The following is an 887-nucleotide window of genomic DNA, read 5'->3' as shown; positions in this document are numbered from 1 at the left end:
TTGTAGTCTTTCCAGCTTACAAATCTCAGGCTATTGCGTACAACATGCACGATACACAGTTGAATATCAGTATGAGGGTAAACAGAGGCTATCGCGTCAGGGAAGCCTTTTAATCCATCTACACAGGCAACAAGAATGTCCTGTACTCCTCGATTTTTTAGCTCTGTCATGACTGACAGCCAGAATTTGGCACCTTCTGTCTGAGCAATCCACATACCCAGTAATTCTTTTTGCCCATCCATATTGATGCCTAAAGCAAGGTATACGGACTTGTTAATCACATTGGAGTGCTGACGGACTTTGACAACAATACAGTCAAGATAGACAACAGGATAAAGGCTATCTAAGGCTCTATTTTGCCACTCAGTCACTTGCTCAATCACAGCATCGGTAACTTTGCTGATGAGAGATGCTGACACATCGGCATCGTACATTTCTTTGAAGAAGGCTACAATTTCCCTATTAGTCATTCCTTTTGCATACAGTGAGAGGATTTGGTCATCCATACTGGTGATGCGTGTTTGGTGCTTTTTGATAATTTGTGGCTCAAATGAACCTTCTCGATCACGGGGAATATCTAAAGCCAGTTGTCCATCTTGAGTTGTAATGGTTTTAGAACTAAACCCATTACGGCTATTTGAGCCTTTCTTGGGCTGATGCTTTTCATAACCGAGATGGTCTGAAAGTTCAGTATTGAGTGCAGTTTCAATCATGAATTTTTTAAAGACTGCTGTCATTTGGTTTAAGTCTTCTGGTGTTTTTAGACCTTTAGCCAATTCGGCAGCCATACTTTTGATTGTTGCTTCATCCATGTGAAGTACCTTTTGTAATTATCCTCTGAAGGATAAATGAAAATTAAGTACTTACACAAAATTTAGAACAGTCCC

At 40.2% G+C, this 887-nt stretch carries 1 pseudogene; it reads right to left on the bottom strand.

What is annotated here, in order from left to right:
• Positions 1–812 (bottom strand): annotated as a pseudogene (locus AC056_RS18875) (IS256-like element ISAba26 family transposase); the annotation flags it as partial.
• Positions 813–887 lie beyond the last annotated feature (75 nt).

Origin of the sequence: Acinetobacter genomosp. 33YU (assembly GCF_001990725.1) — a bacterium.
Classification (GTDB): Bacteria; Pseudomonadota; Gammaproteobacteria; order Pseudomonadales; family Moraxellaceae; genus Acinetobacter; species Acinetobacter seifertii.
The sequence above is the reverse complement of the archived record's forward strand: the minus strand, read 5'-3'. Positions and strand labels throughout refer to the sequence as shown.